At 64.3% G+C, this 24,202-nt stretch carries 29 protein-coding genes; 24 read left to right on the top strand and 5 right to left on the bottom strand.

Annotation, left to right across the window (positions count from 1 at the left end; translation table 11 throughout):
* Nucleotides 1-312: 312 nt before the first annotated feature.
* Nucleotides 313-492: a YdcH family protein gene (locus ACFSOZ_RS07560; RefSeq protein ID WP_027023510.1), complete on the bottom strand. Its 180-nt coding sequence runs from the start codon at nucleotides 490-492 to the stop codon at nucleotides 313-315.
* A 240-nt stretch (nucleotides 493-732) separates the two neighbouring features.
* Here ACFSOZ_RS07560 and ACFSOZ_RS07555 point away from each other — a divergent pair, with 240 nt between their 5' ends.
* Nucleotides 733-936 carry a YdcH family protein gene (locus ACFSOZ_RS07555; protein ID WP_095089397.1) on the top strand — a complete coding sequence of 68 codons (204 nt, stop codon included), beginning with the start codon at nucleotides 733-735 and terminating at the stop codon, nucleotides 934-936.
* Between the two features lie 34 nt (nucleotides 937-970).
* Here the strand turns inward: ACFSOZ_RS07555 and ACFSOZ_RS07550 are convergent, their stop codons facing one another.
* Entirely contained in the window at nucleotides 971-1,759 is a 789-nt protein-coding gene (locus ACFSOZ_RS07550; protein WP_379095459.1) for an IclR family transcriptional regulator, read from the bottom strand.
* Between the two features lie 172 nt (nucleotides 1,760-1,931).
* On the opposite strand from ACFSOZ_RS07550, the gene ACFSOZ_RS07545 reads away from it, so the two are divergent.
* From ACFSOZ_RS07545 to ACFSOZ_RS07460, 18 genes are all read left to right on the top strand, one after another.
* The gene (locus tag ACFSOZ_RS07545; protein WP_379095457.1) at nucleotides 1,932-2,762 is read left to right on the top strand and encodes a transporter substrate-binding domain-containing protein; all 831 of its coding nucleotides are present in this window, start codon (nucleotides 1,932-1,934) and stop codon (nucleotides 2,760-2,762) included.
* Between the two features lie 77 nt (nucleotides 2,763-2,839).
* Nucleotides 2,840-3,505 carry an amino acid ABC transporter permease gene (locus ACFSOZ_RS07540; RefSeq protein ID WP_379095455.1) on the top strand — a complete coding sequence of 222 codons (666 nt, stop codon included), beginning with the start codon at nucleotides 2,840-2,842 and terminating at the stop codon, nucleotides 3,503-3,505.
* Between the two features lies 1 nt (nucleotide 3,506).
* On the top strand, nucleotides 3,507-4,157 hold the full coding sequence (locus ACFSOZ_RS07535) for an amino acid ABC transporter permease (protein WP_379095453.1): 651 nt from the start codon (nucleotides 3,507-3,509) through the stop codon (nucleotides 4,155-4,157).
* A 2-nt stretch (nucleotides 4,158-4,159) separates the two neighbouring features.
* Complete coding sequence (locus ACFSOZ_RS07530) at nucleotides 4,160-4,954, top strand: amino acid ABC transporter ATP-binding protein (protein WP_379095450.1); 795 nt, start codon at nucleotides 4,160-4,162, stop codon at nucleotides 4,952-4,954.
* A 35-nt stretch (nucleotides 4,955-4,989) separates the two neighbouring features.
* A complete protein-coding gene (locus ACFSOZ_RS07525) occupies nucleotides 4,990-5,451 on the top strand; it encodes a RidA family protein (RefSeq protein ID WP_379095448.1) in 462 nt (153 codons plus the stop codon).
* A gap of 21 nt (nucleotides 5,452-5,472) precedes the next feature.
* Nucleotides 5,473-6,678, top strand: a complete 1,206-nt coding sequence (locus tag ACFSOZ_RS07520; protein WP_379095445.1) for an aminotransferase class V-fold PLP-dependent enzyme — start codon at nucleotides 5,473-5,475, stop codon at nucleotides 6,676-6,678.
* A gap of 134 nt (nucleotides 6,679-6,812) precedes the next feature.
* A complete protein-coding gene (locus ACFSOZ_RS07515) occupies nucleotides 6,813-7,766 on the top strand; it encodes a metallophosphoesterase family protein (RefSeq protein ID WP_379095442.1) in 954 nt (317 codons plus the stop codon).
* 43 nt (nucleotides 7,767-7,809) lie between these two features.
* Nucleotides 7,810-8,124 carry a cupredoxin domain-containing protein gene (locus tag ACFSOZ_RS07510; protein ID WP_379095658.1) on the top strand — a complete coding sequence of 105 codons (315 nt, stop codon included), beginning with the start codon at nucleotides 7,810-7,812 and terminating at the stop codon, nucleotides 8,122-8,124.
* Between the two features lie 46 nt (nucleotides 8,125-8,170).
* Nucleotides 8,171-8,719, top strand: a complete 549-nt coding sequence (locus ACFSOZ_RS07505; RefSeq protein ID WP_379095655.1) for a sigma-70 family RNA polymerase sigma factor — start codon at nucleotides 8,171-8,173, stop codon at nucleotides 8,717-8,719.
* Nucleotides 8,706-9,614 carry an anti-sigma factor family protein gene (locus ACFSOZ_RS07500; protein ID WP_379095439.1) on the top strand — a complete coding sequence of 303 codons (909 nt, stop codon included), beginning with the start codon at nucleotides 8,706-8,708 and terminating at the stop codon, nucleotides 9,612-9,614. The genes ACFSOZ_RS07505 and ACFSOZ_RS07500 overlap by 14 nt, the downstream gene beginning before the upstream one ends.
* Nucleotides 9,615-9,821: 207 nt before the next feature.
* Nucleotides 9,822-10,811 (top strand): sugar phosphate isomerase/epimerase family protein, encoded by a 990-nt coding sequence (locus tag ACFSOZ_RS07495; RefSeq protein ID WP_379095436.1) that lies wholly within the window; start codon nucleotides 9,822-9,824, stop codon nucleotides 10,809-10,811.
* Between the two features lie 99 nt (nucleotides 10,812-10,910).
* Nucleotides 10,911-11,969 (top strand): sugar ABC transporter substrate-binding protein, encoded by a 1,059-nt coding sequence (locus ACFSOZ_RS07490; RefSeq protein WP_379095433.1) that lies wholly within the window; start codon nucleotides 10,911-10,913, stop codon nucleotides 11,967-11,969.
* An 83-nt stretch (nucleotides 11,970-12,052) separates the two neighbouring features.
* On the top strand, nucleotides 12,053-13,567 hold the full coding sequence (locus ACFSOZ_RS07485) for a sugar ABC transporter ATP-binding protein (RefSeq protein WP_379095430.1): 1,515 nt from the start codon (nucleotides 12,053-12,055) through the stop codon (nucleotides 13,565-13,567).
* 9 nt (nucleotides 13,568-13,576) lie between these two features.
* Nucleotides 13,577-14,545, top strand: coding sequence for an ABC transporter permease (locus ACFSOZ_RS07480; RefSeq protein ID WP_379095427.1), 969 nt, complete (start codon nucleotides 13,577-13,579; stop codon nucleotides 14,543-14,545).
* Nucleotides 14,542-15,417, top strand: a complete 876-nt coding sequence (locus ACFSOZ_RS07475; protein WP_379095424.1) for a MurR/RpiR family transcriptional regulator — start codon at nucleotides 14,542-14,544, stop codon at nucleotides 15,415-15,417. Before ACFSOZ_RS07480 ends, ACFSOZ_RS07475 begins: the two co-directional genes overlap by 4 nt.
* Nucleotides 15,414-16,313 (top strand): ribokinase, encoded by a 900-nt coding sequence (locus tag ACFSOZ_RS07470; RefSeq protein WP_379095421.1) that lies wholly within the window; start codon nucleotides 15,414-15,416, stop codon nucleotides 16,311-16,313. The genes ACFSOZ_RS07475 and ACFSOZ_RS07470 overlap by 4 nt, the downstream gene beginning before the upstream one ends.
* Nucleotides 16,314-16,429: 116 nt before the next feature.
* Complete coding sequence (gene purE, locus ACFSOZ_RS07465) at nucleotides 16,430-16,927, top strand: 5-(carboxyamino)imidazole ribonucleotide mutase (protein ID WP_379095418.1); 498 nt, start codon at nucleotides 16,430-16,432, stop codon at nucleotides 16,925-16,927.
* Complete coding sequence (locus tag ACFSOZ_RS07460) at nucleotides 16,924-18,000, top strand: 5-(carboxyamino)imidazole ribonucleotide synthase (RefSeq protein ID WP_379095415.1); 1,077 nt, start codon at nucleotides 16,924-16,926, stop codon at nucleotides 17,998-18,000. Before purE ends, ACFSOZ_RS07460 begins: the two co-directional genes overlap by 4 nt.
* A gap of 13 nt (nucleotides 18,001-18,013) precedes the next feature.
* Here the strand turns inward: ACFSOZ_RS07460 and ACFSOZ_RS07455 are convergent, their stop codons facing one another.
* Complete coding sequence (locus ACFSOZ_RS07455) at nucleotides 18,014-18,436, bottom strand: lysozyme inhibitor LprI family protein (protein WP_379095413.1); 423 nt, start codon at nucleotides 18,434-18,436, stop codon at nucleotides 18,014-18,016.
* Nucleotides 18,437-18,665: 229 nt separating this feature from the next.
* Here ACFSOZ_RS07455 and ykgO point away from each other — a divergent pair, with 229 nt between their 5' ends.
* The 3 genes from ykgO (at nucleotide 18,666) to ACFSOZ_RS07440 (ending at nucleotide 20,773) form a co-directional block, all read left to right on the top strand.
* On the top strand, nucleotides 18,666-18,791 hold the full coding sequence (ykgO, locus tag ACFSOZ_RS07450) for a type B 50S ribosomal protein L36 (protein WP_006327841.1): 126 nt from the start codon (nucleotides 18,666-18,668) through the stop codon (nucleotides 18,789-18,791).
* A gap of 113 nt (nucleotides 18,792-18,904) precedes the next feature.
* Nucleotides 18,905-19,510, top strand: coding sequence for a tetratricopeptide repeat protein (locus ACFSOZ_RS07445; RefSeq protein WP_379095410.1), 606 nt, complete (start codon nucleotides 18,905-18,907; stop codon nucleotides 19,508-19,510).
* A 195-nt stretch (nucleotides 19,511-19,705) separates the two neighbouring features.
* Nucleotides 19,706-20,773 (top strand): alpha/beta fold hydrolase, encoded by a 1,068-nt coding sequence (locus ACFSOZ_RS07440; RefSeq protein ID WP_379095407.1) that lies wholly within the window; start codon nucleotides 19,706-19,708, stop codon nucleotides 20,771-20,773.
* 130 nt (nucleotides 20,774-20,903) lie between these two features.
* Here ACFSOZ_RS07440 and pyk read toward each other — a convergent pair whose 3' ends face one another.
* The gene (gene pyk / locus ACFSOZ_RS07435; RefSeq protein ID WP_379095404.1) at nucleotides 20,904-22,340 is read right to left on the bottom strand and encodes a pyruvate kinase; all 1,437 of its coding nucleotides are present in this window, start codon (nucleotides 22,338-22,340) and stop codon (nucleotides 20,904-20,906) included.
* Entirely contained in the window at nucleotides 22,337-22,783 is a 447-nt protein-coding gene (locus ACFSOZ_RS07430) for a DUF1036 domain-containing protein (RefSeq protein WP_245331228.1), read from the bottom strand. Before ACFSOZ_RS07430 ends, pyk begins: the two co-directional genes overlap by 4 nt.
* A 287-nt stretch (nucleotides 22,784-23,070) precedes the next feature.
* On the opposite strand from ACFSOZ_RS07430, the gene ACFSOZ_RS07425 reads away from it, so the two are divergent.
* Both ACFSOZ_RS07425 and ACFSOZ_RS07420 read left to right on the top strand, forming a co-directional pair.
* A complete protein-coding gene (locus tag ACFSOZ_RS07425; RefSeq protein ID WP_379095401.1) occupies nucleotides 23,071-23,868 on the top strand; it encodes an N-formylglutamate amidohydrolase in 798 nt (265 codons plus the stop codon).
* 18 nt (nucleotides 23,869-23,886) lie between these two features.
* A complete protein-coding gene (locus tag ACFSOZ_RS07420) occupies nucleotides 23,887-24,195 on the top strand; it encodes a DUF1244 domain-containing protein (RefSeq protein ID WP_379095398.1) in 309 nt (102 codons plus the stop codon).
* Nucleotides 24,196-24,202 lie beyond the last annotated feature (7 nt).

The following is a 24,202-nucleotide window of genomic DNA, read 5'->3' as shown; positions in this document are numbered from 1 at the left end:
CCGGCAGCCTTTTGTCTCTGGAGCGCCATGTGTCCACTTGGACGCACAAAGACGCCCCGGGCCGATGCGCTAAAGTCCGGGCATGAGGTGGATGAGCAAAGATGGCTTGTCAATGGCGACAGGTCGCCACTGGCCGCAATTGGCCCGCCGCCGGGATCAGAAATGATCCATGATCCGGCGACGGCCGAAGCCGAAATTGAGCTGAATGGAAGTGCAGGCTCGGCTGAGAGATAGCCCAAAATCCACCACACCGGCGGCAGTTGCCGCCGGCAAGAGAGGCCGTGGATCGTGATCGGCTATGTCAGGAGGGCATCAATGCGTGGTCGGTTGCGCTCTCAGTTTTTCAATCTCGTCCTTGAGTGCCAGCTTGCGTCGCTTGAGATTCACGATTTCGAGGTCGTCGACCGATGGATGGTTCATCGCGTCATCGATCTCGCGCTCGATGTCGCCGTGTTTCCGCTGCAACTCATCAAGATGGGATGCAAGAGACATGATTGGTTCTCCCTTTCATGGATTCCTCGATTGCAGCCGTCACGGCGCGTCCACCGCAGGTTCGCTTCTGTGACGGCACGGTGACAGTGTGCCACCTTCCGGCAGCGATGTCGAATGCTGCGTGGTAGCATTCCACGACAATGTGAAATGTGATATGGGCTGCGCGCCGGTGACAAAAGACCCCGGCCCCGCCCAATCAGGCCCAGTTTTTGGGCGCCGCAGACGTGCAGACGGTAGAGAATGTCCGATCAGGAACAGGCCGATATTCGCCTCGAATTTTCCCGGCTGAAGCAGGAACACGCAGATTTCGACGCGGCGATCAACGCGATGATCGCCACGAACTGCGACCCGTTGCAGATCCAGCGCATGAAGAAGAAGAAGCTGTTCCTCAAGGACCGGCTGATGGCGCTGGAAGACAAGATCATTCCCGACATCATCGCGTGACGGCAGAGCTGGGTCGCTCCTGATCGCTTTGCGCCTATCCGGCGATCGAAAGCCTGGCGGCGCGGTCGCGCAGCAGGCTGATGAGACTGCCCGTCCGCTCCTCTGTCGTGTCAATGGGAACCACCAGGCACATCGTCGCCTCGACCTTGCCAGGCCCTGAAAAGACCGGCGCGGCGAGGCATTTCGTATATGCATCGACAAGGCCCGAGGTGACGCAATAGCCGGTGGCTTCAGCCTTCGCTATGTCGGCGACGAAGTCGTTGAGAAGCAGTCTGCGGCCGTCCGGCAGGATGAGATCATCTTCGGATATCATGTCTTCGATCCGGGCCTGTTCGAAGCCCGCCAGAAGCAGCCGTCCCGAAGCGGTCCAGGGCAGCGGTATCTGCAGGCCGGTGGCGGAGCTGATGCGGAACGGCCTGGTGCCCGGGCTTGAATGGACAATCGTATAGCGGCCGCTCTGCAGCATACACAGTTCAGAGGTTTCGCCGGTTTCGCGCGACAGATTGTCGACCTCCTGGCGCCCGCGCCTCAAGAGGTCGTTGCCCCGCACATAATCCATTCCGTAGAGATAGAGCTTCTTGCCGAAATAGACGCGATTGCCGTCGCCGGCCATTTCCAGCAGGCCGGCATCGACCAGCGATCGCACCAGCGTGTAGGTCGTCGAGCGGGGTGCGTTCACCCCCTTGGCAAGATCGCCAATGCCGATCGCCCGCTGCGTCGTATGAAGAAACTCCAGGATCTCGAGCACCCGGTTGAGGCCTTTTTCGCGGGAGCTCGAAATCTTCTCGTCGGCTGAAACTGCCAAGGCACTGCCATCTTGCATTGTCGATTCCTCGTGTTAGTATCTGTCTTGTACAGGATACAAGCGTCTCTTGTAAGAGACAATCGCTCTGAAAATCAACGATGCGTGTATTGCCTGTGCATAGGGGAACACAACACGAAAGGAGGTCGCCGTGAACGACACATCCGGAAGACGTGATTTTCTGAAATTGGGAATGGCAGGACTGGCCACGGCTGGCGTGCTGGCAACCGTCGATGCCCAGAAGGCTGCTGCCCAGGCAGCACCCGACAGTGTGCTGCGCACCGTACTCGATCGCGGCAAGCTGATCGTCGGCACCGGCAGCACCAACGCACCCTGGCACTTCGAGAACGATGCTGGCGAACTGGTCGGCATGGACATCACCATGGCGCGCATTCTTGCCAAGGGACTTTTCGACGATCCGACCAAGGTCGAATTCGTCATGCAGGACCCGGCGCAGCGCATTCCCAACGTGACCACCAACAAGGTCGACATCACCATCCAGTTCATGACTATGAGCGCCCAGCGCTCGCAGTTGATCAATTTTTCCCGACCCTACTATGTCGAGGGTGTCGCCTTGCTGACCCTTCCGACCGCCGAGAACAAGACCTTCGATAAATTGCTTGCCGCTGGTTCGGCGACACGCGTCTCGATCCTGCAGAACGTCGATGCCGAAGCATCGGTGCACATAGCTCTGCCGCAGTCGCAGGTGATGCAGATCGACACCCAGGCCAACGTGTTGCAGGCGCTGGAAGCCAAGCGTGTCGATGCCGCCGCGGTTGATCTTTCGACCGTGCGTTGGCTTGCCTCGCGCAATCCGGACAAATACTTCGATGCCGGCAAGAGCTGGTTCTCGATGCTGTATGGCGCGGCGCTCCGGCAAGGCGACCTCGACTGGCTGACCTTCGTCAATCAGACCTTCACCATAGCCATGTTCGGTCACGAAACGGCGCTATACGACGCCGCGTTCAAAGATTACTTCGGACAGGAGCCACCGGCCCGCCATCCTGGTTTTCCGGTCATCTGATCCAGTTGGCGGAAGGGCAGCATTCGGCGCCCTTCCGCCAGCTTCTCCTCGACGGCCCTTCGCACTGAGGCGGACGCATGGGCTATGCCCTCAACTTCAACTTGATCTGGCGGCATTTCGACAAGCTGTGGGGCGGACTGCTGCTCAGTCTCGAACTGGCCGTCATCTCGATCGCCATCGGCATCGTCATCGGCTTGGTTCTGGCGGTCTGGTATGTCTCGGCAGGGCGCGTGGTGAGATCGGCCATCGCCGCCTATGTCGAATTCATCCGCAACGTGCCGCTGATCCTGCTCGTCTACCTCGTCTTCTATGGCTTGCCGACCGTGGTCGACGTCGCCTACAGCGCCCAGACCTCGTTCATCTTGACGCTGGCGGTCTATAGCGGAGCCTACCTGGTCGAGGTGTTTCGCTCGGGCCTCGAAGCGGTTCCGCGCGGCCAGCTCGACGCCGGCAAGGCAATTGGCCTGACGCCATGGCAGCGACTGCTCCACGTGCGCCTGCCGACCATGCTGCGCATCACCTTGCCGGCGCTGTCCAACACCTTCATCTCGCTGTTCAAGGACACTTCCATCGCTTCGGTCATTTCGGTGCCCGAGCTCACCTACGGCGCCCAGTGGATCAACTTCAACACCTTCCGCATCGTCGAGGTCTACCTGGTCACGACGGCGATGTACCTGTTGACGGGCTATGCGCTGCTCTTCGGGCTGCGGCTCGTCGAGCGTCGATTTAGGGCGGCGCGCTGACATGCTGACCCAGATCGCCTATGCCTTGCCGTTCCTCGCACAAGGCTTCGCCTTGACCCTGTGGGTGTCGCTGCTGGTCGTGGTCCTGTCGCTCATCGCCGGCGTCCTGCTGGGCGTCGGCCTGGTTTATGGCCCGGCACCGCTGCGCTGGGCGGTGCGCATCTTCAGCGACACGATCCGCGGTATTCCGATCCTGGTGCTGATGTTCTTCGTCTATTACGGCCTGCCCGCGATCGGGCTTCATCTGCCGTCGTTCTGGGCAGCCGTGCTTGCGCTCACTCTGTTCAAGACGGCGCAGGTCATCGAGTACCTCAGGGGCGCGGTCGGCTCCATCCCGAAAGGGCAGTCGGAAGCGGCGATGGCGATCGGGCTGACCTTTCGCCAACGGCTGACCTACGTCATCTTCCCGCAGGCATTCAGGCGCTTCCTGCCGCCCTGGATCAACGGCGTCACCGATGCGGTCAAGGGCAGTGCGCTGGTGTCGCTGCTCGGCATCACCGACCTGATGCAGGCCATCAACCAGGTCATCGGCCGCACCTATGAGGCCATGCCGCTCTACATCCTCGGTGCGCTCATCTACTTCGCGGTCAACTATGCCCTTTCGCTCGCCAGCCGGCGGCTCGAGCGTCGTTTCTCCTTCATCCGGGAATAGCAATGTCCACAAGTTCGAACGACACCCCGGCCCTCCTCGACGTCCGCGACGTTTCCAAATCCTTTGGCACCGTCCAGGTCTTGCGCTCAGTCAGCCTGCTTGTAGCGCGCGGCGAGGTGGTGACGGTCATCGGCCCCTCGGGCAGCGGCAAGACCACACTGCTGCGTTGCGTCAACTTCCTGGAAAGCTACGACAGCGGCTCGATCCGCATCGACGGCAAGGAGGTCGGCTTTCGCGACCCGGCAGCCCGTCAGCGCCGCAGCGAACGCGATCTCGCCGCGATGCGCGCCGAAACCGGGATGGTGTTCCAGAGCTTCAACCTCTTTCCACACCTGACGGCGGCCGGCAACATCATGCTCGGGCTGCGCAAGGTGCGGGGAAAAAGCGAAGCCGAGGCGCGCTCGATCGCCGAGCATTGGCTCGGCCGGGTCGGCCTTGCCCACAAGGCCGACAGCCTGCCGGCCGAACTGTCGGGCGGCCAGCAGCAGCGCGTCGGCATCGCGCGCGCCGTGGCGATGGAGCCGAAGATCCTGCTGCTCGACGAAATCACCTCGGCTCTCGACCCCGAACTCGTCGGCGAGGTGTTGGCCGTCGTGCGCAGCCTCGCCGAGGACGGCATGACGATGCTGATGGTGACGCACGAAATGGCCTTCGCGCGCGACGCCTCGAGCCGTATCGTCTTCATGGCCGATGGCGGCGTCAGCGCCGTCGGCCCACCGAAGGAGATTCTCGCGGCGGAGACCACCAACGAACGCCTCCGCACCTTCCTGGCGCGCTTCCGCGCCTCGCATTTCTGACACCGGACAGTGAAAGCTGTCGCAAGGAGCATTTGATGTCGCCTTATATCCGGCTCGCCGAACTCGGCTTGACGCTGCCCGAGCCGCCGACCCCGATCGCCAACTTCGTCACCCATGCCGAAAGCGGCCGGCTGATCTTCCTGTCCGGCCAGGGGCCGCTGCGGGCCGACGGCACGCTCTGCACCGGCAAGGTGGGAGAAGACGTGACGGTTGAGCAGGCCTATCAGCATGCCCGCCTCACCGGCCTCAATCTGCTCGCCGTCATGCATGCCGCCGCCGGCGATCTCGGCCGTATCGTGCGCGTCGTCAAGCTGCTCGGCTTCGTCAATGCGATACCGACCTTCAGCGACCACCCGAAAGTGGTCAACGGCTGTTCCGACCTTTTCGCCGATGTCTTCGACAATATCGGCGGCCATGCCCGCTCGGCAATCGGCGTCGGCTCCTTGCCCGGAAACATCACCGTCGAAATCGAGGCGGTCGTCGAGATCGCCGCCTGACTTTTAGAAATGGAATCCGAGATGAAAACTTACTCCGCCGACGGCTCCAACACCACCATCCGCGAACGGCTCGGCCTTCGCCCGATCATCAATGTCTCCGGTACGATGACCGCGCTTGGCGCTTCGATCGTCGTCCCGGAAGCGATCAGCGCCATGTCCGAAATGGCCTCGCAATGGGTGGAGATGGATGATCTGCAACGTGCCGCTAGCACGGTCGTTGCACGCCTCACCGGCGGCGAGGCCGGCTTCATCACCGCCTGCTGCGCCAGCGGCATCACCATGGCGATCGCCGGCGCGATGACGGGAACCAACCTGCTCGCCATCGAGCGCCTGCCGGACGACACCGAGGATCTCAAGTCGGAAGTGATCGTCCAGCTCGGTCACATCGTCAATTACGGCGCGCCGATCGACCAGTCGATCCGGCTGGCCGGAGCAAAGACCATTCCCGCCGGCACGGTCAGCGTGACCCAGGACTATCATGTGCGCGACGCGATCCGCGACCGCACGGCCGCGGGCCTCTATGTCGTCGCGCACCACACCGTGCAATACGGCATGCTGTCGCTGGAGGAGTTCTGCGAGATCTGCCACGCCAGGGGCGTCCCGGTGATTGTCGACGCGGCTTCCGAATATGATCTGCGCGGCTTCCTGGCGCGCGGCGCCGACATTGTCATCTACAGCGGACACAAATTCCTGAGTGGACCGACCAGCGGCATCGTCACCGGGCGCAAGGATCTGGTGCGCGCCGCCTATCTGCAGAACCGCGGCGTCGCACGCGCCATGAAGGTCGGCAAGGAGAGCATCGCCGGCACCATGGCCGCTCTGGAAGCCTGGGAAAAGCGTGACCATGACGGCATCCGCCGGCGCGAAGAGGCAGCACTCAACCTGTGGAAGGACACGTTGCAGGGACTGCCGGGCATCGTTGCCAGGATCATTCCCGACCCGACCGCCAATCCGCTCGACCGGCTGCAGATCTTCGTGTCGCCCGAGAGCCGGTTCACCGCCGCCGGCCTTGCCTCGTCCCTGGCCGCGGGCTCGCCGCCCATCATCGTGCGCAACCACGAGGTCGAGCGCGGCCATTTCTTCCTCGACCCGTGCAATCTGCATCCCGGCGAAGCGGAGATCGTCGCCGAACGGCTGCGGACCCTACTGACCGCGGCCGACCGGCCCATCGACGCCATGAAGCCTGCCCGCAAGGATTCGTCCGGCGCCTTGCGCTGGCCGGACTAGGCCTTTGCAGGCTGGTGTCATCGACGCGCGCCATCACGAAGCCGTGAACGGCTGAACCCGCACCAGCCGGGAATAAATCACCGCCACCCCAGGTCTCCTCAGCATACGCCACTCCTGGCGTTGAGGAGACCGACATGACCCATCACCACGATGACGAGAGCGGGCACGACGGCATCAGCCGCCGCCACGCGCTGGAATGCATGATCTGGGCCGGCACCGGCGTGCTGTGGACGATTTCAGGCGGCGTGCCAGTGTCGCTCAACCTGCTTGGCGCCGCGCAGGCCGCCGAGGCCATGGCCGCCGGCTTCACCTTCCTGCAGATCTCCGACAGCCATATCGGCTTCGACAAGGCGGCCAACCCGCATGCCATCGACACGCTGAAGGAGGCGATGGGCAAAATCCAAGCGCTGCCGCAAAAACCCGCCTTCATGATCCACACCGGCGACATCACCCATCTTTCCAAGCCGGCACAGTTCGACAACGCCGCTGAGATCATCGGCGGCGCCGGCTTCGACGTGCATTACGTGCCGGGCGAGCACGATCTGATCGACGACGGCAACGGCAAGGCCTATCTCGACCGCTACGGCAAGGGCACCAAGGGCGCCGGCTGGTATTCGTTCGACCAGAGCGGCGTGCATTTCGTGGCCCTGGTCAATGTCGTCAACCTCAAGGCGGGCGGACTCGGCAATCTCGGCGCCGAGCAGCTGGCGTGGCTGGCCGACGACCTGAAGGCGGTCAGCGCCTCGACACCGATCGTCGTCTTCGCCCATATCCCGCTTTGGGCCGTCTATCCCGAATGGGGCTGGGGCACCGACGACGCGGCACAGGCGCTGGGCCTGCTCAAGCGCTTCGGTTCGGTCACCGTGCTCAACGGCCACATCCACCAGATCATGCAGAAGGTGGAAGGCAACGTCACCTTCCACACCGCGCGCTCGACCGCCTTCCCGCAGCCGGCGCCGGGCACCGCTGCGTCGCCTGGACCGATGACCGTGCCGGCCGGTCAGCTGCGCGGCCTGCTCGGCACCAGCACCGTCTCCGTGAAGCAAGGCGTGCACGACCTTGCCGTCATCGACTCGACGCTGGCCTGAAAGGGAAATTACCATGATCTGCATACGCCTTCCGGCCCGGCACATGGCCGCGATCCTAACGGCCTTCACCTTGACCACAGCGACCTGTCAGCCGCTGCGCGCGGCGGATGCGCCGATGGTCAAAATCGAGAATTTCGCCTTCACGCCACCCGATCTGACGGTCAAGCCCGGCACCACCGTGACCTTCAGAAACGACGACGACATTCCGCATCAGGTCGTCGCCAATGATTCCTCCTTCCGCTCCAAGGCGCTTGACACCGGTGACACATATGAATTCACCTTCACCAAAGCAGGCGACTTTGCCTATTTCTGCGGGCTTCACCCGCACATGCAGGGCAAGATCACCGTCGCCCCCTGAAGGCGCATGGCAGGACCTGCCCGGAGTGCCGGATCATGCTGCGGTGTTGAGCGAAAAGGCCTTGGCCGAGCGCTTTGGCGAGGTGGTGCTGCCCCATCTCGGCGACGCGCTTGCGCTCGCCCGCTGGCTGACCGGCAACGTCGCCGATGCCGAGGACGTGGTGCAGGAGGCCTGCGTGAAGGCACATACCGGCATTGCCGGCTATGCCGGCGGCAACGCCCGCGCCTGGCTGCTGACCATCGTGCGCAACACCGCCTACACCTGGATGTCGCGCAACCGGCCGCGCGGCATGCTGGCCGTCGGCGACCTTAGCGATCTCGACGAGATGGCGGCGGCGCACGGCACCAGCCTGCCGGACGAAGACGGCCCGGAGGCGAGCCTGATTGCCAGGGCCGATACGGCGGCTCTGGAGGCGGCGGTCGCGGCACTGCCGCAGCCGTTTCGCGAGACCCTGGTGCTGCGCGATATCAACGGCCTCAGCTACCGCGAGATAGCGGCCATGCTCAGCGTGCCGATGGGCACGGTGATGTCGCGGCTGGCCCGCGCCCGCGGCCTGCTTGTGTCTGAACTGGGAGAGCGCCATGACCAACCATGACGACGGACTGCCCAACGATCCCGAGGGCATCAGGCTGATGATCCACGCCCTCGTTGATGGCGAACTCGACGCGGCGGCAGTGCTGGCGGTGGAGCGGCGCATCGCCGCCGACCCGCGGCTTGCCGCCGAACACGCCCGCATCGTCGCCTTGCAGGCGGCAGTCAGCCGCTTGCCGCGACCCGATGTCAGCGATGCCTTTCAGGCCCGCACCGCGGCGATCGGCATGGCAGCCACGGCACAACAGGCGCACGACAAGCCGGCGGAGCCGCAGCAGGGCACACCATCGGCGCAACCGGGGTTGACTGCCCCGATCGGGGGAGGCCAGAGGCGAAACGTCGAAACGCGTCCGTCGCAGCGGATCCTGCCAAGGGCGCGCCGCTTCGGCTCGTTCGACTGGCGTGCCATGGCAGCATCGATCATGATCAGCGCGGTGCTGGCCAGCGGCGTGACGCAATGGGTGATGGTCAACAGCGCATCCGACAGTGTCGCAGCAGGGGTCGCCAGCGGTCATCGCCGCAGCCTGCTTGCGGCCAGCCCTATCGACGTCGTCTCGTCCGACCGCCACACGGTGAAGCCGTGGCTCGACGCCCGGGTAGGCGTGTCGCCGCCGGCGCCGGACCTTGCCCAGGATGGCTATGCACTGATCGGCGGCCGTGTCGAGGTGATCGCCGACCGGCCGGTGCCGGCGCTGGTCTACCGCCACCGCGAGCATCTGATCACACTGGTCGCCGAACCGCAGCAGGGCGGCGGCACCACCGCGCCGGACGACCTCTCGTCGGGCGGCTTCTCTCTGGTGCACTGGAGCGACGGCGCCTTCTCCTACTGGGCGATCTCGGACATGGAGCGGCCCGAACTCGACGATTTCGTCGCCCGCTTCCGCAAGGCGGCGGCGTGAGGACGATCCTGCCCCTTTACTGATCCCACCGCCCTGACAGGCCCTCCTGTGTACGGCGCCAGTTGAGAAATCGCCGGCTCCCGGCGCGCATTTGCACGGCTCAGCCTGGCGCGACTGCGGCCCGGCAGCGACTCGTCGCCTCTCTCAAAACAATAACTTTACAAATATTCGTGTTTGTGTGAAGTTATGAAAATTGAAGGGTCGATCATGACAGCCAACCGTTTCGCCACGCGCCTGAATTCCTTTGCCTCGCGGCCACAGTCAGAATGGCCCGATCTCACCGGCAAGCCGTCCCTGATGCAGATGGCAGCGCGCGCCGCCAGGGTTGCCGGGCTGACCGACCTCGATCTGAATTTCCCCGACCATGTCGGCGAAAAGCCCGCCGAAATCGCACGGAACCTCGGTGACCTTGGCCTCTCCATCAATGGCTTTGCCATGCGCTACTACTCCAACCCGGCCTTCAAGCTCGGCGCCTTCACCAATCCGGATCCAGCGGTGCGCCGTGAAGCGATCGACTTGACCAAGGCCGGCATCGACGCAGTGCGCGAGGCCGGCGCCAGCCTGATGACGCTGTGGCTCGGACAGGATGGCTTCGATTACGCCTTCCAGGCCGACTATGCGACACTATGGCAACACGAAATAGACGGAATTCGTGAAGTTGCTGCGCATGATCCCGATTGCCAGATCAGCCTTGAGTACAAACCCAACGAGCCGCGCTCCTACAGCCTGATGCCGGATGCGGCCACGACCTTGCTGGCGATCCGCGAGGTCGGCCTGCCCAATCTCGGCGTCACGCTCGACTTCGCCCATGTGCTCTATGCCGACGAGCAGCCGGCTTTCGCCGCTGCCCTGGTGGCGCGCCACAGCAAGCTGCTCGGCGTGCATCTCAATGACGGCTACGCCAAGCGCGACGACGGCCTGATGGTCGGCGCCGTGCATACGCTGCAGACGATCGAACTGCTCCGCCAGATCCGCAAGGACGGCTACGCCGGCGCCATCTATTTCGACACCTTCCCCGACATGACCGGGCTCGATCCGGTGCACGAGTGCGAAGTCAACATTGCCACCGTCAAGCGCATGCTGCGTGTCGTCGACCGGATCGACCAGGACAACCGCCTGTCCGCCGCTGTCGACCGCCAGGACGCGGTGACGTCACAGGCCATCATCCAGGAAATCATGCTCGGTCCGGACGGCTGAGGCGTCCAGGAAAACCGAGGCGTCGGGAGCCGCCACCGTTTTCAACAAGGCCACCCGTTTTTCAACAAGGCCACCGTTTTTCAACAAGGGAGGAATGCAATGAAATTTCTGCTAGCCACCACCGCAGCTGCCCTGATGGCGCTGTCGATCGGCTCGGCCTTTTCAGCCGAGCTTGCACCGCTCAATTCCGATACCGAGAAGGACCGCATCGACTGGTCGCAGGTCGAGGCCAAGTTCGGTGCATTGCCCAAGCTGCCCGACGGCACCAAGGCCGGCGCCGTCTCCAAGACGCTGACCAATGAATACTGGCGCTCGCTCGGCGAGGGCTACAAGGCGTTCGGCGACAAGGTCGGCGTGCCCGTCGTCTATCAGGCGGCGCAGAGCGAAGGCGACCAGCTCGGCCAGCTCACCATTGCCGAAGGCCTGGTGACGCAAGGCTACAACGTGCTGCTCGTCTCGCCGCAGACGGACGCCAATCTGCAGCCGATCATGGAACAGGCCAAAGCCGCCAATGTGCCGGTCGTCAACGTCAACGACGCAGTCATCCCGCAAGCCGAACACTATGTCGGCAATGTCCAGCGCGACAATGGCGTGCGCGTCGCCAAATGGTTCATCAAGAACCGTCCGAATGGCGGCAAGGTCGCCATCATCGAAGGCCAGGCCGGCGTCTACGCCGCTGTACAGCGCACCGACGGCTTCAAGACCACCATTAGCGAGTCCGGCAAGTTCGAGGTCGTCGCCAGTGTTCCCGGCAACTGGGACCGCCAGACCTCCTATGACGCGGCCACCAACATCCTGCAGCAGCACCCCGGCCTGATCGGCTTCTATGCCAACAATGACGGCATGGCGCTGGGCATCGTCGAGGCGGTCAAGGCTGCCGGCCTGCAGGACAAGGTTGCCGTGTTCGGCACAGACGGCATTTCCGACGCCTATGCCTCGATCCGTGCCGGCGAACTGACCGGCACGGTCGACAGTTTCCCGGTGCTGACCGGCGAGGTGGCGCTGGAAACGGCGTTGCGGCTCGTCGCCGGGCAGAAGTTGCCGCGTGTCGTGGCTACGCCGCAGGCGCTGATCACCAAGGACAATGCCGACCGCTATTCCGGCACCGGCGACGCCGTGCGCAAGGCGCTGCTCGAGGACGCCGCGGCGGGCCAGTAGCACAAAAAGATAGGGCGGGGCGGCGGGTGCCGGCCAGAGCATTTCGCTCGCGGCTGGCACCATTGCCCGGAGAATAGAACCTCATGTCACCCCGACTGCAATTCGCAGGTATTTCCAAGCTGTTTCCGGCCGTGCGGGCGCTCAACGACGTGTCCTTCTCGGTCGGAGCCGGTGAAATCCACGGGCTGCTCGGCGAGAACGGCGCCGGCAAGTCGACGCTGCTGCGCATTCTGTCGGGCGTCTACAGGCCGACGGCAGGAAGCGTCCTTATCGACGGCAAGCCGGTCACGCTCGCCAATCCGGTGGCGGCGCGCGCGGTGGGCGTCGCCATGATCCATCAGGAACTGCAGCAGGTGCCGCGCCTCAGCGTCGCCCAGAACATGTTTCTCGGCCATCCGCTGACACGCGGCGGCATCTTCGTCGCCCGGCGTGAGCAGGAGCGCCGCGCCGCCGAGGCTCTTGCGGCAATAGATCCGTCCATCGATCCGGCGGCCCCGCTTGGCACACTGAAGGTGGCGCAGCGGCAGATCGTCGAGATCGCCCGCGCGCTGCTCGACCGCGCCCGCATCGTCGCCATGGACGAGCCGACATCGAGCCTGACGCCGAGCGAGTTCGAGCGCCTCGCCGAAGTCATCACAGGGCTCGCGCGTGACGGCGTGGCGGTTGTCTATGTCTCGCACAAGCTGGACGAGGTGTTCGGCATCTGCGAACGCGCCACCATCATGCGCGACGGTGTCGTTGTCGATTCCGTCGATCTGGCAAGCCTGTCGGAGAAAGCGGTCGTGGCGATGATGGTCGGCCGCGAGCTGGCGCAGGAACACCATAGCTCCCATGCCTCCGGCGAGGTCATGCTGAGCGTGCGTGGCCTGGCCTCCGCGACGAAAGTCCGCGACGTTTCGTTCGACCTGCACCGTGGCGAGGTGCTCGGCATTGCCGGCCTCGTCGGCTCCGGGCGCACCGAGCTGCTACGGCTACTGGCCGGCGTCGACCGCGCTTCCGCCGGTACGATTGCAATCGACGGCAGAGCGACGCGATTTTCCAGCCCGCGCGATGCGATTGCCGCAGGCATCGGCCTGGTGCCGGAAGAGCGCAAGCACGAGGGCATCGTGCCGCTGCGGTCGATCACCAGCAACATGGCGCTGGCGTCGATGGGCGTGTTCGCGCCGCGCGGCGTCATCGATCACATCAGGCTGAAACAGGTGGCGGCCGAGAAGATGAGTCGCGTCAAGCTGCGGCCGTTCCTGCTCGACCGGCCGATCCGGCTGTTCAGCGGCGGCAACCAGCAGAAGGCGATCATCGGCCGCTGGCTGGCGGCGGGCACGCGCATCCTTTTGTTCGACGAGCCGACGCGCGGCATCGACGTCGGCGCCAAGGCCGAGATCTATCACCTGATCGAGGAACTCGCCGCCGAAGGTCATTCGGTGGTCGTCGTCTCCTCCGAACTTCCCGAGGTGATCCGGCTTGCCGACCGCGTGCTGGTCATGCGCGACGGCACGATCGCCGCCGAACTCGACAGAAGCAACATCAGCGAACAGGCGATCGCGGCGCACGCCATCCCGCAAACGCAAACGCCGGCCGCAGGGCCGGCAAGGCATTAGGTGACGGATATGTCGGATACCACTCTTGTCCAGCCACGGGCCGAATTCTTGCGCGGGTTTTCCATGCGCGACGCCGGGACGCTGATCGGCCTTGTCGTGATCCTGGCCGTCTTCGGCGCGCTGGTGCCGGGCTTCTTCGCCGAGCGCAACCTGATCAACATCCTGCAGCAGTCGAGCATTAACGCCTGCCTGGCGCTGGGCATGACGCTTGTCATCATCTCCGGCGGCATCGATCTTTCGGTTGGGCCGACGGCGGCACTCTCGGCCGTCATCTCGGCCTCGATGCTGGTTGCCGGCGTGCCGTTTCCACTCGCCATCGCCGCCGGCTTTGCCATTGGCCTCGCCTGCGGCCTCGTCAACGGCGTGCTCGTCGCCTATGTCGGGCTGCAGCCCTTTATCGTCACATTGGGAACGCTCAGCACCTACCGGGCGCTGGCGCTGATCTACACCGGCGGCAATCCAGTGCTCGGCCTTCCGCCAAGCTTCCGCGCCATCTTCAACGGCTCGCTGTTCGGGCTGCCGCTGGCGGTCATCATCGTTGCCGGCGTCGCTGTCGTCGCCTGGATCGTTCTGAAGAAGACGCCTTTCGGCGAATATCTGCTTGCCGTCGGTGGCAATGAGGAGGCGGCCTACATTGCCGGCGTGCCGATCGCCCGCACCAAGATCGCCGCCTACATGATCTCCGGGCTGCTGGCCGCCCTTGCCGCGCAGATCCTGATTGGCAGGCTCGGCGCAGCCGAGCCCATCCTCGGCAATCTCTGGGAGCTCGACGCCATAGCTGCCGCAGCCATCGGCGGCGCCTCACTGATGGGCGGCAAGGGCAGCGTGGTCGGCACCATTCTGGGTGCCGTCATCCTCGGCGCCATGCGCAACGGTTTGACGCTGATGAACGTGCAGTCCTTCTATCAGCTTCTGGCAACTGGTCTTATAATCCTCGCCGCGATGCTTATCGATCGCGTGACGAGGGGGCGTGGATGACCTTGAGCGGGCTGGACCTGAAAGCGGTAGGACCGCGCATCCGCATGATGATGCCGCATCTCACCCCGCTGGAGGCGAAGGTGGTGGAAACCGTCTTTGGCCGGCGCGGCTTTGACGAGAGCATTCCGCTGAAGCAGATCGCAGAAGAATCCGGTGTATCCGAGGCCATGGTGGTCAAGATCGCCAAGAAGCTCGGCTTCTCCGGCTATCGCGACTTCCGCACCGCCGTCTATGAATACAGCCGCCTGCCGACCGCCGAAATGCACCAGGAGCTATCGTCCGACGACAGTTCGGCCGAGATCGTGCAGAAGGTGTTCCGAACCTCCATCCAGGCGCTGGAGGAAACGCTGGCCATCCTCGACATCGAGGATTTCGACCGTGCCGCCGATCTGCTCTACCGCGCCGCGAATCGCGACTTCTACGGTGTCGGCGGTTCGGCGCAGATCGCGCGCGACGTCTCGCACAAATTCCTGCGCATAGGCATCCGCGCATCGGTCTACGACGATTCGCACATGATGCTGATGTCGGCCTCGCTGCTCGGCGCGGACGACATCGCAGTCGGCTTCTCGCATTCAGGCAACACGTCAGCCGTCATCGACGCCATTCAGCTGGCCCGCAAGAACGGCGCACGGACACTGGCCATCACCAATTACGACAACTCGCCGCTGGCCGCGGTCGCCGACATCGTTCTGTGCTCGACCGCGCAGGGCTCGCCGCTGATGGGGGAGAACGCGGCGGCGCGCATCGCCCAGCTTAACATCCTCGACGCATTGTTCGTGGCAGTGGCCCAGCGCGACTATCAGGCGGCGGAGCGCAATCTCGGTCGCACCATGTCGGCGGTGGCATCGAAACGAAAAGACCGGGGCTCATGACGCTGCCGACGACGCCGCTGGTCACCGTATTCGGCAGCCTGCACTACGACATCATGGTCGACGCCCCCGACCGCCCGCGCAAGGGCGAGACGGTGACTGGCCATGCCTGGCACCCGAAATGCGGCGGCAAGGGCGGCAACCAGGCGGTCTCGGTGGCGAGAGCCGGTATGCGCGCGGCGATGATCGGCGCTGTCGGCGACGATGATTTCGGCATGGCGCTGCTGGCCAATCTCGATCGCGCCGGCGTCGACCGCCGCTTTGTGCGGACGGCGCCGGGCGCCGGCTCCGGCATGAGCGTGGCGATCTTCGACGAAGGCGGCGACTATGGCGCGGTGATCGTCTCCGGTAGCAATTTGACGTTGGGCGACAAGGACATCGCGGCCGCCTCCGAGGCGGTGGCACGAACGTCCGTGCTGCTTTTGCAAAACGAGGTACCGGAAGCCGCCAACATTGCCGCCGCACGCGCAGTGAAGAGACAGGGCGGCCGCGTCCTGCTCAATGCCGCCCCCGCGCGCAAACTCTCCAGCGAATTGATCGCGCTCGTCGACATTCTGGTGGTCAACGCCATCGAGGCGGAATCCCTGGCCGGCCTGGCGGTGGTCGAGACACTGGAAGGTGCTTCACAGGCGGCGCGGCTTCTGGTCGATCTATGCCCGGCTGCGATCGTCACCGCGGGCGGCGAGGGCGTCGCCTGTTGCGACCGGAGCGGCGGGGCCTTCGCGTTGCCGGCCATCCCGGTCAAGGTCGTCAGCACGCATGGCGCGGGCGACGAATTCGTCGGCGCGCTGGCCGCGGCGCTTGCCCGTGGCGAGGTCATGCGGGCCGCCGTCACCGCAGCCAACGCCGCTTCGGCCTTGCTGGTCTCGACACCCGAGGCTGAGCGCGGCGGCATCTGATATCTCGGCTCCAGAGGAGCACTTTCCGTCTTGCCGCACGGCAGCTGCCGCCACGTATCCTTGCGGCACCGCCCGAATTCCGCTAAGGCGCGCCTTTGTCGCCGGGGAGCAAGGACTTGGACGATCAACGCGCCGACGTCGCCATCATCATGGGCAGCCAGTCCGACTGGGCGACCATGCGCCACGCCGCCGAAACGCTGGAGGCACTGGGCATCCCGCACAAGCGGCTGATCGTCTCCGCGCATCGCACACCAGACCGGCTCTATGATTTCGCCAAGGGCGCCAAGGCGGCCGGTTACAAGGTGATCATTGCTGGCGCCGGCGGTGCGGCGCACCTGCCCGGCATGACGGCGGCGATGACGCCGCTGCCGGTGTTCGGCGTGCCGGTGGAATCGAAGGCGCTCTCCGGGCAGGATTCGCTGCTCTCCATCGTCCAGATGCCGGCCGGCATTCCCGTGGGTACGCTGGCCATCGGCAAGGCTGGCGCCACCAACGCAGCGCTGTTGGCTGCCGCCGTGCTGGCGCTCTACGACGACAAGCTTGCCACGCGGCTGGATGCCTGGCGCGCCGCGCAGACCGCCAAGGTCGCGACCGAACCGATGGATTCGCCATGAGCCTACCCGCCGGATCGACCATCGGCATCATTGGCGGCGGTCAGCTCGGCCGCATGCTGGCGATGGCCGCCGCCCGCCTCGGCTACCGCACGGTGGTGTTGGAACCGCAAGCGGATTGCCCGGCGGCACAGGTCGCCAACCGGCAGATAACAGCCGCCTATGACGACCCGGCCGCTCTTGCCGAACTGGCGGCGGCGAGTTCCGTCATCACCTACGAGTTCGAGAACGTTCCGGTTGCGGCCGCCAGCGCGCTTGCCGCCAAGGTTCCGGTCTATCCGCCGGCGCGCGCGCTTGATGTGGCGCAGGACCGGGTAAGCGAGAAGACATTCCTCAATGGCATCGGCATTGCCACGGCCGATTTCCGCCCAGTCGGCAATGACGACGAGCTGACGGCGGCGCTGAAGGCGTTCGGCGGCAGCGGCATATTGAAGACCCGGCGCATGGGCTATGACGGCAAGGGCCAACGTGTCTTCCGCAACATCGAAGCGGGCGGCTTTGCCGGCACCTGCGAGGCGATGGGCAATGTGCCGCTGATCCTCGAAAGCTTCGTGCCGTTCGAAAGCGAGATCTCGTTGATCGCCGCGCGGGGACTGGACGGCGCGGTCGCCGCCTACGATCCGGCCGAGAATGTCCACCGCAACGGCATTCTCCATACATCGACCTTGCCGGCTGCCATAAAGCCCGAAACGGCGGAAGCGGCACGAGCAGCGGCATCGAAGATATTGTCGGCGCTCAACTATATCGGCGTCATCGGCGTCGAGTTCTTCGTGCTGGCTGACGGCTCACTGCTGGCCAACGAGATCGCGCCCCGCGTCCACAATTCCGGCCATTGGACCGAAGCCGCCTGCATCGTTTCGCAGTTCGAGCAGCACATCCGCGCCGTCGCCGGCCTGCCGCTTGGAAGCCCGCACCGCCATTCCGACTGCGTGATGGAAAACCTGATCGGTGACGATGTGCTGCGTGTCCCGGAGCTTCTCGCCGAGCCCGATCTGTTGCTGCATCTCTACGGCAAGGCCGAGGCGCGCCCCGGCCGCAAGATGGGCCATTTCACCCGGATCAGCCTTCGCGCCTGACCTGAGAAACGCTCTATTGCACGTCGACGCCCTCGTCCTCGTCGGGACTGGCGCAACTCGCGTCGCCTTCTTCGCAATTGGCCGCGGCAGCGAGCTGTTTGATGCGGTCATTGGTCAGTCTGGTCAGGCACTGCGAAACTTCCATCGAATGGATCGAGCCGCCCTCGCTGGCTGCGGTGGAATGAGCGCATTCGGCGTCGCGAAAGGTGATCCACGCCCGTTGCGCCGCCTGCAGCAGTTTCTTGCTGTCGGCGTCATCCGAGCTGATGAGATCCTGGTAGGCCTTGTTCAGCCTGGCGTCGGCCGCCTGGTAATCCTCGCCGGCACAGATGTTCATCATCTGCTGGCTGTCGTCGCCGCGGTCGCATTCCTGCGCGCGAGCAACCGAAGCCCCCGCCAGCAAGACAAGGCAGGCGGACAGCAACATCAGGCGCATGGTCATCCCCAAATCACTTCACGGCGGCCGCATCATCCCAGCCGGCTGGAGGCCGCGCAATGCCGCAAGGCCGACATGGCGGATAATTGATGATATGGGGAGGCGGAGCATGCTTGCGGTTGACACGGACAAGGCTCCTCGTTTATGAGCCACCCACAGTTCAAAGGCGCGTCTTCTGGCGCGCCTTAAGATTTCAACCCGGACCGGGTCCACACCGACAGGCAAGACCATGAAGATCAAGAATTCGCTCAAGGCGCTGAAGGCGCGTCACCGCGACAACCAGCTGGTTCGCCGCAAGGGCCGCGTCTACATCATCAACAAGACCGCCCCGCGCTACAAGGCACGCCAGGGCTGAGTTTTCGGCCGGAGGCGTGTTGCCTCCGCCCAGTTGATGCTTGTCGCCGGCTCTGCCGGCCTTTCACGCCAAATTCAGTTTGACGTTCCGCCGCCCGGGACTAGAGTCCGGCAATGCGGATTCTTTTTGCATTTTTAGCGGCCATGCTTCTTTCAGCCGCCATGTCCTTGCCGGCGCGGGCGGATGACGCAGTCGCGCCACCGGCCGCTCCGGACGCGTCGCCGGTGGCAATGACGAAGCAGGCCCGTCTCGACCAGCTGTTCAGCGACCTGAAGCGCGAGCGCAACGAAAAGGCGGCCGAGCGCATTGCCGGCAATATCTGGAACGAGTGGTCCCAATCCGGCAGCGCCTCGATCGACCTGATGATGCAATGGTCGCAAAAGGCCATCGAGGGCCAGAAGTTCGACGTCGCGCTCGATTTCCTTGACCAGGTGGTGACCTTGCAGCCGACCTATGCCGAAGGCTGGAACCGGCGCGCCACCGTGCATTTCATGATGAAGAACTTCGGCAAGTCGATGTCCGACATCGACCACACACTGCAGCTTGAGCCGCGCCATTTCGGCGCGCTGTCCGGCCTGGCGCAGATCATGGCCCTGACCGGCCACAAGCAATCGGCGCTCGAGGCCTGGCAGAAGGTGCTGGCCATCTATCCGATGATGCGCAGCGCCCAGGACCAGGTCGCCACGATTTCGGAAGAGCTTGCCGGCGAAGGCATTTGATGGTCCCGATCTCCCGCCGGGGTATGCTGAGATTCAGATCAGGCCGAGCCGAGAATAGCGGTGTCCGAGAACCGGAGCGGAGCGTACTTTTGGGTACGTGAGCACCGGAAGCACAGGACGCCACCGTCGCAGGCCGCCCTCGCCTGAATATCGGCATACCCAGAACTAATTCCGCTCCAGCCCGTATTTCCCCGCATGAACCTGACCTACGCTGCCCTCGCCTTCCTGATGGCGCTTGTCTTTGGCCTTGTCGCCGTCACCCGCGTCGGCTCGTGGCTGATCGAGCGGCGCAATCCGTCGACCGGCGACTTCGCCGACATCGGTGGCGCCCGTATCCACTATGTCCATGTTCCAGCGCCGGCCAATGCCGACCTGCCACCGATCGTCATCATCCACGGCGCCAGCGCCAATCTCAGGGATCAGATGCTGCCGCTGCGGCCGCTGCTCGAAGGCCGCGCCGAAATGCTGTTCTTCGACCGGCCGGGGTTCGGCTGGTCGGGGCGCGGCCCGGGCAACAACGAGGATCCGTCGGCCCAGGCCAACACCATCGCCGCCCTGATGGACCGTCTGGGCATGAAAAAGGCTGTCATCGTCGGCCATTCCTTCGGCGGCGCGGTGACCACGGCCTTTGGCCACGAGCATCCCGATAAAACGCTTGGGCTGGTCTTTCTCGCGCCGGCGACCCATCCATGGCCGGGCGGCGCAACCTCATGGTACTATGATCTGACGACCATTCCAGTGATCGGCTGGCTGTTTTCCGAGACGCTGGCCTATCCGGCGGGAACGCTGCAGATTGCTGATGCCACGACCTGCGTCTTCTCGCCCAACAAGGTGCCGGACAATTATCTCAGCCTGGCCTCGATCCCGTTGGTGCTGCGGCCATCGGCCTTTCGCGCCAACGCCACCGATGTCGCCGGGCTCTACCGCTATGCCCTTGGCGCCGCCCCGCACTACAACGAGATCAAGACGCCGACCGTGGTCATTTCGGGCGACCGCGACAAGGTCGTCTTTGCGGAGATTCACTCGGTCGGCCTCGTCCGCGACATAGCCGGCGCCGAACTCGTCTGGGTGCACAATCTCGGCCACAAGCCAGACTGGATCGCGCCCGACCTCGTCGTCGGCGCCATCGAGAAGGTCGCCGGCGAGGAAATCGATCTGCAGGCGCTGGCCGGGACAGTGGAGGCGCGCATCGCCGGCGACGCTTACGGCGCCGGCAGATGCGCCGACATCAAGGTGCCGCAGGCCGAACTCGCGCCGACCTGATCACGCCTGGAGCAAGTCCAGGAAAAGCGTGAAACGGTTTCCCGTCCGGAATTGCGTCAAGACAAAGATATAGAGCGGTTCTGCGTTTCCGTGAAACGATGAACCGCTCTCGTGGTTCGGGCGAACCGGCCTACCGGCTGGCCTGCACGTCCGATCCGACATAGGCGATGCGCAGCATGTTGGTCGAACCCGGTGTCCTCAGCGGCACGCCGGCGGTGATGATGACGCGGTCGCCGGGCTTGCCGAAACCTTCCTCGAAGGCGATGCGGCAGGCGCGGTTGACCATGTCGTCGAGGTCGCTGGCATCGGGCGAGACGACGCAATGCGTGCCCCACAGCAGCGACAGCCGCCGCGCCGTGTTGAGGATCGGCGACAGCGCGATGATCGGCACTTGCGGACGCTCGCGGGCGGCGCGCAGGCCGGTGTTGCCGGACGCCGTGTAGGTGATGATCGCCGACAGTTTCAGCGTCTCGGCGATCTCGCGGGCGGCCAGCGAAATGGCGTCGGCGCCGGTCGCTTCCGGCTCGGAGCGCTGCGCGTTGATGATACCGGCATAGGTCGGATCGGTTTCGACCTTGGTGGCGATGCGGTTCATCATCGCCACCGCTTCGACCGGATAGGCGCCGGCGGCGGACTCCGCCGACAACATGATGGCGTCCGCGCCTTCGAACACGGCGATCGAAACATCCGACACCTCGGCGCGGGTCGGCACCGGGGCTGTGATCATCGATTCCAGCATCTGCGTCGCCACCACCACCGGCTTGCCGGCGCGGCGCGCGGCGCGCGTGATCTGCTTCTGGATGCCGGGCACCGCTTCGAGCGGCATCTCGACACCGAGATCGCCGCGGGCGACCATCAGCGCATCGGACAGTTCGATGATCTCGGCCAGCCGGGCAACCGCCTGCGGCTTCTCGATCTTGGCCATGATCAGCGCCCGGCCGCGCGCGATCTTGCGCGCTTCGGCCAGATCCTCCGGCCGCTGCACGAACGACAGCGCGACCCAGTCGACGCCCGTGGACAGCACGGCATCGAGGTCCTTGCGGTCCTTCTCGGTCAGCGCGCCGACCGGCAGGTCGGTGTCGGGCAGGCTGACGCCCTTCTTGTCGGAAATCGTGGTGCCGGCGATGACAGTGCAGACGATCGACTTGCCGTCGCTTCTCACTGCCTTCAACTCGAGCTTGCCGTCGTCGATCAGCAGGCGATGGCCGGCTTCGACCGAGCTCAGGATTTCCGGATGCGGCAGGTAGACCCTGGTCGAGGTGCCGGGCTCGGGATTGTCGTCGAGCGTGAAGGTCTGGCCGACAGTCAGCACTTCCTTGCCATTGGCGAATTTGCCGACGCGCAGCTTCGGGCCTTGCAGGTCGGCCAGGATCCCGATCGGCCGGCCGACCGCTTCCTCGACGGCGCGGATGCGTCCGACCAGCGTGCGCATCAGCTCATGGTCGGTGTGGCTCATATTGATGCGGAACACATCGGCGCCCGCTTCGAACAATTTCTTCAGCATCTCCTCGGAAGAGGAGGCCGGACCGATGGTGGCTAGGATCTTGACCTTGCGGCTACGTCTCATTGACTGTTTGTTCCCGGGGCGGCTGGAGCGCCTCCCGTTGCGGGCTCATCGGTCAGCTGGACCATCCAGCTTGCCTGTTCGCCCGTGTCATATTCCTGGAATCCGGCGCGCTGGAAGCCCCGGGCGACGCAGTCGGTTACGCCGGCGATCTTGAACTCTTTTTCAGCCACGCACATGTTGATCGGGCCGTCCCAGCGTCCACCGCGCTCGGCGTCTTCTGCATAAAGATAGTAAAACCTTGATGACAGCGGCCCTTCGATCAGCGTTTTGCAACTCGATCCCTCGATGTGCCACCAGCCCTCGGTGATCCAGCCGGCCTTGGCGCGATAGCCGATACCGACGCCGACCAGGTTCTGCGTGGCGTTGCAGACACGGAAATCGGCACGCGCCGGCGAGGCCATGACCATCGCCGACAGGCCCACGGCAAGGATCAGGAGCGGCATGGCAAAGGCAGAGCGCATGCGCTGCCTGCCGGCGGAACCCATCCGAAAACCCCTCAAGAACCACATCAGCATCTCTCTGCGCCCCTTTTCGGAAAAGTCCGGGCGCATGTCAACGCACCGTTTTGTCCAATTCCAATCGATTTAGAAAGGCTCCGGCGCACAATTCGCCGACTTCTGCCAGATTTCCGCAGAAACCTTGGCCAAACAACGGCATTGCGCAAGCGTCGTCTTCGTGGAATGACGATAGCACCCTCCCCGGAAGCCAGCGAACAGACCATTTCCCGCCAATGACCCGATCCACAGTTTTCGCGCCTGTCGACATCGTCGAAGGCGACCGCAAGCGAGGCATTGTGCTGCTGGGCGACCATGCCCGCCGCGACCTGCCGGAGGACTATGGCAGCCTCGGTCTGCCGGCGGCGGAATTCGATCGCCACATCGCCTATGACATCGGCGTCGAGGCGGTGACGCGCAAACTGGCTGCTCTGCTCGGCGTGCCGGCGGTGTTGGCCAATTTTTCGCGACTGCTGATCGATCCCAATCGCGGCGAGGACGACCCGACGCTCATTCGCCAGCTTTACGACGGCACCGTCGTGCCCGGGAATTACCCGATTGCTGCCGCGGAGCGCGAAAGGCGGCTCGACCGCTTCTACCGGCCCTATCACGACGCCGTCGGCGCCATGATCGCATCGGTCGCGCAGGCCTCCGGCCAAGCGCCGTTCATCTTCTCGGTGCATTCCTTCACCCCGGTCATGCAAGGGATCCAACGTCCCTGGCATGTTGGCGTCCTGTGGGATCTGGATGACCGGGTGGCACGGCCACTGATCGACATGCTGGCCGCCGACAACAGCCTCGTGGTCGGCGACAATGAACCCTATGACGGCGCCTTGCGCGGCGACACCATGTACAAGCACGCCATCGTCAACGGCTTCGCCCATGTGCTGATCGAGATCCGCCAGGACCTGATATCAGACCAGAATGGCGCGATCGCCTGGGCACAGCGGCTGGCGCCGATCGTTGACGCGATCGACCACCGTCCCGATATACATGTGGTCAAGCAATTCGGCTCTCGCGCCGGGCCGCTGTAGAGCCGCAAGGAGGTTTCTATGACCGAACTCAGCGACGAGCAGAAACGCGATTTCGAGGCTGCCGCCTTTCGCCGCCTGGTCGAGCATCTGCGCGAGCGCAACGACGTGCAGAACATCGACCTGATGAACCTCGCCGGCTTCTGCCGCAACTGCCTGTCGAACTGGTATCGCGAAGCAGCCAATGCCGACGGCGTCGACCTCGGCAAGGACCAGTCGCGCGAGATCGTCTACGGCATGCCCTATTCCGAGTGGCAGGCGCTCAACCAGACTGAAGCCTCGGACGCCAAGAAGGCCGAATTCGAGGCAAGGCGGCCCAGGGACCACTAGAGCAATT

The organism is Mesorhizobium newzealandense (assembly GCF_042682145.1).
In the GTDB taxonomy this organism is placed as follows: Bacteria; Pseudomonadota; Alphaproteobacteria; order Rhizobiales; family Rhizobiaceae; genus Mesorhizobium; species Mesorhizobium newzealandense.
Note: the sequence above shows the minus strand (reverse complement) of the source record. Positions and strands in the feature narration are given on the sequence as shown.